Annotated in this window: 9 protein-coding genes and 1 tRNA gene; all 10 read left to right on the top strand. The window is 56.0% G+C overall.

From position 1 onward, the window contains the following. On the top strand, nt 1-1,101 hold a 1,101-nt coding region (locus ENN40_11445; protein ID HDP95957.1), incomplete at its 5' end, for a CBS domain-containing protein. Between the two features lie 198 nt (nt 1,102-1,299). Continuing rightward, nucleotides 1,300-2,811: an AbgT family transporter gene (locus ENN40_11450; GenBank protein HDP95958.1), complete on the top strand. Its 1,512-nt coding sequence runs from the start codon at nt 1,300-1,302 to the stop codon at nt 2,809-2,811. 169 nt (nt 2,812-2,980) lie between these two features. Further along, nucleotides 2,981-3,066: transfer RNA gene (locus tag ENN40_11455), tRNA-Leu, on the top strand. Then, nucleotides 3,021-3,593: a hypothetical protein gene (locus tag ENN40_11460; protein ID HDP95959.1), complete on the top strand. Its 573-nt coding sequence runs from the start codon at nt 3,021-3,023 to the stop codon at nt 3,591-3,593. Before ENN40_11455 ends, ENN40_11460 begins: the two co-directional genes overlap by 46 nt. Before the next feature lie 10 nt (nt 3,594-3,603). Further along, entirely contained in the window at nt 3,604-4,491 is an 888-nt protein-coding gene (locus ENN40_11465) for an RnfABCDGE type electron transport complex subunit B (GenBank protein HDP95960.1), read from the top strand. Between the two features lie 13 nt (nt 4,492-4,504). Continuing rightward, entirely contained in the window at nt 4,505-5,845 is a 1,341-nt protein-coding gene (rsxC, locus tag ENN40_11470) for an electron transport complex subunit RsxC (protein HDP95961.1), read from the top strand. Beyond that, nucleotides 5,842-6,837: an RnfABCDGE type electron transport complex subunit D gene (locus ENN40_11475; protein HDP95962.1), complete on the top strand. Its 996-nt coding sequence runs from the start codon at nt 5,842-5,844 to the stop codon at nt 6,835-6,837. Before rsxC ends, ENN40_11475 begins: the two co-directional genes overlap by 4 nt. After that, nucleotides 6,830-7,411, top strand: coding sequence for an RnfABCDGE type electron transport complex subunit G (locus ENN40_11480; protein HDP95963.1), 582 nt, complete (start codon nt 6,830-6,832; stop codon nt 7,409-7,411). The genes ENN40_11475 and ENN40_11480 overlap by 8 nt, the downstream gene beginning before the upstream one ends. Beyond that, nucleotides 7,408-8,001, top strand: coding sequence for an electron transport complex subunit E (locus tag ENN40_11485; GenBank protein ID HDP95964.1), 594 nt, complete (start codon nt 7,408-7,410; stop codon nt 7,999-8,001). Before ENN40_11480 ends, ENN40_11485 begins: the two co-directional genes overlap by 4 nt. A gap of 11 nt (nt 8,002-8,012) precedes the next feature. Further along, a complete protein-coding gene (locus ENN40_11490; GenBank protein HDP95965.1) occupies nt 8,013-8,585 on the top strand; it encodes an electron transport complex protein RnfA in 573 nt (190 codons plus the stop codon). Nucleotides 8,586-8,757: the final 172 nt, after the last annotated feature.

The raw sequence follows: 8,757 nt of genomic DNA on the forward strand, positions 1-8,757 counted from the left end.
TTCCATGGCAATCAGATTCCTTTTCGTCACCGCCCTTTGCAGGCCGCGCCGGCGGACATACTTGCCGTAGCCGCCATGTCACTGGTGGTCGCCCTGTTTGTGATTCTGTTTATGCGCGCCTTGAGAACGGGCGGGGCCGGGCTGGCGAAATTGCTGCCTCACCCGCCGGCCCGAGCGGTATTGGGCGGATTGCTGGTGGGGTGTGTAGTGGTGGCCTTTCCTGCGGTGCGGGGCGAGGGGTACCACCTGGTTCGTTCTCTGCTGGATGGTGGAGCGGGGCAGGCCCTGGGCATGATGTTGATCCTGGTCTTGATGAAGATTCTTGCCACGGCCATGACCTTGGGTTCAGGCGGTTCCGGTGGTGTGTTCGCTCCTTCACTCGTGATCGGCGCCTTATCGGGTTACCTGTTTCACGGTCTATTGTGCATGTTGTTTCCCGCCGCCGTTTTTGCCGCGGCGCCCCTGTTTATTCTGGCCGGCATGGCGGGAACCATCAGCGGGACCTTGGGCGCACCGCTGACAGGCATCTTCCTCGTTGTTGAAATAACGGGTGGCTATGACGTTATTCTTCCCTTGCTGGTGATTTCTTTCCTGACCTACACCCTGGTACGGCTGGCTGAGCGTCACTCCATTTACCAATACGAATTGGCGGAAAAGGGGTTGTTGCTGCGTCCGCGTACGGACGCGCGCATCCTGGCGGATATCCCATTGACCGAGTTGCTGGAGCGTGACCTGGTACCGGTGTATCCTGACATGCCCCTGGCGACACTGATCCCGCGGATCCACCGTTCCCGGCGCAACCATTTCCCGGTCGAAGATCGTTCGACCGGCCGATTCCTGGGTATGGTCAACTTTGTCGATGTTAAAGAGTTCCTGTTTGACGACGCAATGGCCCGTACCGTGCTGGTGGAAGAGGTAATGCGTTCCGACGCTCCGATTGTAGGGGCCGGTGAGTCCTTGCCCCAGGTGCTTTCCGTATTTGACCGCACCGGTGCGTGGAGCCTGCCGGTGGTGGAAGGGGACCGCTTTCTTGGGCTTATCTCTAAATCAACCATTCTGGATCACTATCGCAAGGAGCTCAAGATCCAGACCGAAGTTTGATCCGCATTGCCCACAGTAACCTGATTTAATCGCGGGTGCAACCGTCTCAGTCTCAGTTATGGGCGTTGGTTTTGACACTCAATTCAAACATTTTTTTGACAATTCAGGTCCAGCCTCCTAGAATCATGCGATGAAACAGAGGTGTTTTCGAGTCACTGGAAAAGATCTGCCGGCAGGTGTGCAAAAAAGCATAGTTGAATGAAAAAAAGTCCTGTAAAAGTTTTCTTGAGCGGTGTTGAGCGTGCAGGCAATTTGCTGCCGCACCCTGCCAGCCTGTTCGGGTTTTTTGCTTTGCTGGCATTGATTCTTTCCGCGATATTTTCAGCCATGGGTTTGTCTTCAGTGCACCCGGGAACAGGAGAAGAGTTTCATGTGATCAACTTGCTCTCCAGGGACGGGGTACACAGGATATTAACTGAGATGGTCGACAATTTTACCGGTTTTGCGCCATTGGGAATTGTAATAGTAGCCATGCTGGGGATAGGGCTTGCAGAAAACTCCGGTTTGATTGCAGTGGTCATAAAAAGCCTGGTCATCTATTCACCCGAACGACTTTTGACGTTCATCATTGTTTTTTCAGGGATTCTGTCGAACCTGGCATCAAGTGTGGGATATGTGCTGCTGGTACCTTTGGCCGGGACAATCTTTTTGGCTGTCGGGCGCAATCCCATAGCCGGATTGGCGGCGGGCTTTGCCGGGGTTTCCGGCGGCTACTCGGCGAATCTGGTTCTGGGAACAATCGATCCGCTGCTCGCCGGTCTGTCTGAAGAAGCCGCCCACCTGGTGGATGCTGCGTATCATGTAAACCCTACGGCCAACTATTTTTTCATGGCGGTTTCAACTTTCATTATTGCTTTTCTGGGCACATTCGTGACCGAAAAGATAGTTATCCCGCGGCTGGGGAAGTATGACAATAAATGCAATATTAAGCGGGAAAAGATCTCTCGACTTACTCCGGCCGAAAGAAAGGGCATAAAGAATTCTCTTTGTGTTCTGGCTTTTTTTTGCATCCTTATTCTAATCGGATTGATTCCCGAAAACGGTGTTTTGAGGGGCAGAGACGGTTCTTTATTGAAATCACCCGTATTGGAAGGGGTGGTTGCGATATTGTTCCTGGTTACCGGGCTAATGGGACTCGTTTATGGGGTGGCAACCGGCAAATACAAAAAAGATGCGGATGTAATGAAAGGCATGACGGAATCAATGAAATCGATTGCCGCTTATATCGTATTGGTATTCTTTGCCGCCCAGTTTGTTGAGTATTTCAATTGGAGTAATCTTGGCGTTATTGTGGCTATTGAGGGAGCGCATGCGATTGAGAACATGAAGCTGGGGTTAATTCCACTGGTTATCATGTTTGTGACCTTTTCTGGTGCCGTTAATCTGGTTATGGGTAGCGCATCGGCAAAGTGGGCGCTTCTGGCGCCGATATTTGTGCCGATGTTCATGTTCCTCGGATATACCCCGGAATTGACACAGGTCGGGTATCGCATTGGTGACAGTGTGACGAACATGATCTCCCCCATGATGAGTTTCTTTGCCCTGATTATCGTTTATTTCCAGAAATACGACAGAAAAGCCGGCATAGGAACTGTTGTTGCCACCATGCTTCCCTTCTCGATGGTTTTTTTTATCGGCTGGGTTGTATTGTTGATCGCCTGGTTGCTGCTTGGTTTACCGTTGGGCCCGGGAGCCGGTGTTCATCTGTAGAGTCATCACACTATCGATTCAGGCGAAAGAGTTTTTCGGCGGGTTTGATCTGCATGCATGCGGCTTGTTGTTGATCATGTAGCTGCTCAGCGTTGCCAAGACTTTGGGTCGGGCGCGGGTCGGGCGTGGTTGACATGGGACTGATTCCCGGCGTATAATGCGCAGTGCTGCCGGAGTGGCGGAATTGGCAGACGCACCAGACTCAAAATCTGACGAGGAACAGCCCTCGTGAGGGTTCGAGTCCCTCCTCCGGCAGGCTTCACCCTTTGCTGAATCCAGCCTTGATTTTTCAGCGGCGATGCGGTATCCTTACGCCTTTGGTTTTCATCAACCTGACCTGCAGGAGAACGCGTTTGTCCGACAGCCGAACCACCGTATCCCATGACGGCGTGGTGGTAGATGCCGACAACGGCCGTGTGCGGGTACGCATCACCAGCCACTCTGCGTGTGCGGCATGTCATGCCCGTTCCATGTGTCCGGGGGCGGATACAAAGGAAAAGATCATCGACGCGGAGACTGGTGAATCACTGCATGCCGGTGACGCCGTGACCGTGATCATGCGGGAACGGACCGGGTGGCTGGCAGTGGTCGTGGCTTTTTTGGGGCCCTTTGTGCTGTTGTTGCTGGTGTTGCTGACGGTGCATGCCTTGACGGCGGACCCGGTCACTGCCGGCCTGGCGGCCCTGGCTTCAATGGTGCCCTATTTTCTGGTGGTATACATGCTTCGGGCGCGACTGGCCCGGCATATCCGGTTTACGGCTGTATCCAGGTTGAAATCATAATACGAGGTGAATGGTGAATCCGGTAATTGTGTATTCCGTTGTGGTACTGGGACTTGTAGCCGCCGGTGCCGCCGTCATCCTGTTTGTGGTGGCCAATAAGTTCAAAGTGGATGAAGACCCGCGCATCGATGAGGTGGCCGAGATGCTGCCCGGCGCCAATTGTGGCGGCTGTGGTTATCCCGGTTGTCGCGGCCTGGCGGAAGCCCTGGTCAGGGCAGCCGACAAAGGTGACCTTGGGGGCTTGATGTGCCCTCCCGGAGGAAATGAAACCATGGCTCGTATCGGGGAATACCTCGGAACGGCCGTGGAAGAAGCGGGGCCCACCGTGGCCGTGGTCCGCTGCGGCGGCAGCCGCAGCAAAGCTCCGGCCAATTTGGAATACGACGGGCCTGAACGCTGTTCGATCGCCCATTCCCTTTTCGCGGGAGAAAACGGTTGTGCCTACGGTTGCCTGGGCCTGGGTGATTGCGTGACGGCCTGTGACTTTGACGCCATCCACATGAATTCCGAAACGGGCCTGCCCGAAGTGGATGAAAAGAAATGTGTCAGTTGTGGTGCCTGCGTGATTGCCTGTCCCCGCAACCTGATCGAGATCCATCCCCTGGGGAAAAAAGGCCGCCGGGTGTGGGTTGCCTGTATGAACCGTGAACCCGGGGGAGTGGCCAGGAAAGCCTGCAAAGCGGCCTGTATTGGTTGCGGCCGATGTGTAAAGGCCTGTCCGGAAAAGATCCAGGCCATTACACTTGAAAACAACCTGGCCTATATTGATCCCGCCAAATGCATTGCTTGCGGCTTGTGTATCAGCGTTTGCCCCACCGGCGCCATCCTGGCGACTTTTGAACCCGTGAAACCCAAACCCAAAGCGGACGCCGGAGTCACGGCGCCCAGCGCCTCATGAGGACGGTGCAGAGATGAGACTGAAAACCTTTCCCCGGGGCGGCGTGCATCCGCCCGAGAACAAGATATCCGTTGACCAGGCCATCCAGGTGCTTTCAATCCCTTCCCGGGTTCAGCTTCACCTGGGGCAGCACCTGGGAGCCCCAGCCGTTGCGACTGTTTCCAAGGGAGATTGCGTGCGTGTGGGCAGTCGCATTGCGGAAGGCAAGGCCTTTATTTCAGCCCACCTCCACTCTTCGGTCTCCGGAACAGTGGCAAAAATCGACGATGTGATCGATGCTTCAGGCTATCGCCGCCCCGCGGTGGTGATCGACGTGGATGGTGATGAGTGGGAGGCGGGTATTGACCGTTCTCCTGAATTGATCCGCGAGATCAAGGCCGATGCGGAAACCATTGTGGAGCGCATCAAGGCCGCGGGTGTCGTCGGCCTGGGTGGCGCCTGTTTTCCCACCCACGTCAAGTATATGTTTCCCGAAGGCAGGAAAGCCGATACGGTGATTATCAACGCCGTTGAATGCGAGCCATACCTGACCGCGGACCATCGTCTCATGCTGGAACGGACGGATGAAATCCTTGTCGGCGTTCAGATCCTGATGAAGGTTGCCCGGGTGGAACGCGCCATGATCGGTGTCGAGGCCAATAAGCCCGACGCCATTGAGACCATGTCCCGCAAGGCCCGTTCCCTGCCGGGTATTGAAGTGATCCCCCTCAAAGTCCAATACCCCCAGGGCGCAGAAAAACAGTTGATCAAGGCATTGCTCAACCGTGAGGTCCCCAGTGGCCGCCTGCCCCTGGACGTGGGTTGCGTGGTCAACAATGTGGGCACCGCCCTGGCCGTATACGAGGCGGTGCAGAAAAACAAGCCACTGGTGGAACGGGTTGTCACCTTTACCGGCAGTCACCTGCCGGCTACGGGAAACTTTTTGGTGCGACTGGGGGTTCCCGCCATGGAAATGGCCGCGCACCTGGGTGTTGAAATCGGCGATGATACCGCCAAGGTGATCAGTGGCGGCCCCATGATGGGCAAAGCCATCTCCGGCCTGGAAGTTCCCGTAACCAAGGGCACATCGGGGATCGTGCTCTTGACGGAAAAGGACGCCCGGCGCAGCCCGGTGCAGAACTGCATCCGTTGTGGACGCTGCGTATCGGCATGCCCGATGGGACTGGAGCCCTGGTTGCTGGAAAAACTGGGGCAGTCGGACCGTTTCGAGGAATGCGATTCCAGTGGCGCGGCCGACTGCATTGAGTGCGGCTCCTGTAGTTTTGCCTGCCCTTCATCCCGTTCCCTGCTGGATTTTATCCGTTACGGCAAAGTCAACGTCATGCGCATCCGCGCCGCAAGGAGGCAAAAATGAGCCGCAACCTGGTGCTTTCCCTCTCTCCCCACGAGAAGGGCGGTGAAAGCGTACACAAGATCATGTGGGGAGTGGTGATTGCCCTGTCTCCCGCGCTGCTGGCTTCCTTCTATTACTTTGGCTGGAATGCCATGCGGGTCGTGATACTGGGCATGGTGTTCTGCATGGCTACGGAATACCTTGTCCAGACCTTTATGATGAAGCAGAAATCCACTTTCATGGATGGTTCCGCCGCGGTAACCGGCCTGTTGCTGTCGTTCAACGTGCCGGCATCGATCCCCTGGTGGCAATTGCTGGTGGGGTCAATTGTGGCCATCGGCATCGCCAAACTGGCTTTCGGCGGCCTGGGAAAGAATCCCTTCAATCCCGCCCTGGTGGGACGTGCGTTCATGCTGGCATCATTTCCCGTGCATATGACTTCCTGGCCCAAGCCCCTGGAAAACGCCTGGTCTTTCGGAGTGGACGCCGTAACGGCCGCCACTCCACTGGGCAAACTGTCCGAGGGTGGCGTCTCGGTGCTTCCCGAATTGGGCTCGCTGGATCTGTACAAAGACCTGTTGTTGGGAAGGGTGGGAGGTTGTATCGGCGAGACCGCCGCCCTGGCCATCCTGATCGGCGGTATCTACATGCTGTTTCGCGGGATCATTACCTGGCACATCCCCGTGATCTATCTGGCTTCCCTGGCCGCGACTATAGGGATCTTCTGGGTGCTGGATCCGGGCAAGTACGCGGATCCGCTGTTTCATGTTTTGGCGGGGGGCGCCATGCTGGGGGCCTGGTTTATGGCCACGGACATGGTAACCAGTCCCATGACACCAGGTGGCCAGGTAATCTTCGCTCTGGGTGGGGGTGTGATTTGCGGCCTGATCCGCCTTTTCGGCGCGTATCCGGAGGGATGTTCCTACTCCATTCTGATCATGAATGCCTTTGTGCCCCTCATTGACCGGGCGTTTCCACCACGGCGGTTCGGTAGAGAGGTGAAACATGGCTGAGCGAAAAAAACTTCCATCCACTTTTTTCAACATGGTGGCTGTACTGACGTTGGTATGTGTGGTATCGGCCCTGGCACTGGGATTCACCTATTCCCGGACCAAGGATGCCATCGCCCAAGGCAAGATCAATAAGATTATCGAGGCATTGAAAATCGTATTGCCTGAGTTCGACAACAATCCCTACGAAGAGAAATACACACTTGAATCCGCGCCGGGATTGATATTCTACCCGGCGTTGCGCGACGGCAAGCCTGTGGGCACGGCCGTGGAGACCTTTTCCAGCCAAGGCTTCGGTTCTGAGGACATCCGTTTGATGGTGGGTTTCGACGTGTCCGGCCGGATTATCTCTGTTTCCGTGCTGGGGCAGGCCGAGACGCCGGGCCTGGGCACGAAAATGGAGGAACCTTCGTTCCGTGCGCAGTTCAAGGACAAAGACCCCGCCAATTTTAAAGTGGCCGTGAAAAAGGATGGCGGCGACGTGGATGCAATCACGGCGGCCACCATCAGTTCGCGGGCGTTCTGTGACGGTGTAAACAAAGCCTACACCGCGCTGCGGCAGGAGACGGTAAGATGAAATTGTGGACAGAGTTTTCCAAAGGCTTTTTTAAAGAGAACGCCGTGTTCGTTCTTCTGCTGGGCATGTGTCCCACCCTGGCGGTTACCGGTTCGGCCATCAACGGTCTGGGCATGGGCCTGGCAACCACCGCTGTGCTGGTGGGTTCCAACCTGGTGATCTCCCTGCTCAAGCGCTGGATCCCCGACAAGGTACGCATCCCCGTATTCATCGTGGTCATTGCCAGCTTTGTCACCATTATCGATTTGAGCATGGCCGCCTATGTTCCGGACCTGCACAAGGCCCTGGGGATTTTTATCCCGCTGATCGTGGTCAACTGCGTGATCCTCGGCCGCGCCGAAGCTTTCGCCTCCAAACGGGGGGTAATGGAATCTTTGGTCGACGGTCTGGGCATGGGACTTGGTTTTGCCTTTGCCCTTACCCTGCTGGGGTCCCTGCGTGAGATCCTGGGTGCGGGATCGCTTTTCGGTTGGTCCTTCCTGCCCGAAGGCTCCACCACCATCCTGCTGTTTATCCTGTCGCCGGGTGCATTTATCACCCTGGGGTTCCTGATCGCGCTGATCAACGTGATGCGGCGCCGTTTTGCCTGAGGAGGTAAGCCATGAGCATATTCCTGATCATTGTCGGTGCCATTTTTGTCAACAACATCGTGCTCATGCAGTTCCTGGGCATCTGTCCCTTCCTGGGCGTGAGCACCAGGGTGAAAACCGCCACGGGCATGAGCGCCGCGGTCCTGTTCGTCATGACCCTGGCCACCCTGATCACTTTTCTGATTCAGAAACTCCTGCTCATCCCGCTGCATATCGAGTTCATGCAGACCGTGAGCTATATTCTGGTTATCGCCTCGCTGGTGCAGATGGTGGAGCTGATCCTCAAAAAGGTGAGTCCTCCGCTCTACCAGGCCCTGGGTGTGTTCCTGCCCCTGATCACCACCAATTGCGCCATCCTGGGTGTGGCCGTACTGGTCAGCCGCTCCACCTTTAACCTGGTGGAAGCCGTGGTGTTCGCCATCGCCACGGCCATCGGTTTCGCCCTGGCCCTGGTGTTGTTCGCGGGCATCCGCGAACGCCTGGAATTGTACGAGGTGCCCGAGGCCATGAAAGGCGCTCCCATCGCTTTGATTACCGCCGGGCTGTTGTCCCTGGCTTTTCAGGGTTTTTCCGGCATGGTGTAAAGGCATAATCTGAAAAATAGTACCTATACTGCGGCCGCCGCCCTCCCCGGCGGCCGTAATTCAGCATTAATGAGTCGATGCTGAAAAATTCTTCAACGCTGGACCTGAAGGCATAATTGTCTGAACAGGTGGGAATGAGTAAAGGTAATCGCGTCCAGAAAAAGGCGCAAAA

Source organism: Candidatus Aminicenantes bacterium, from assembly GCA_011049425.1.
GTDB lineage: Bacteria > Acidobacteriota > Aminicenantia > UBA2199 > UBA2199 > UBA876.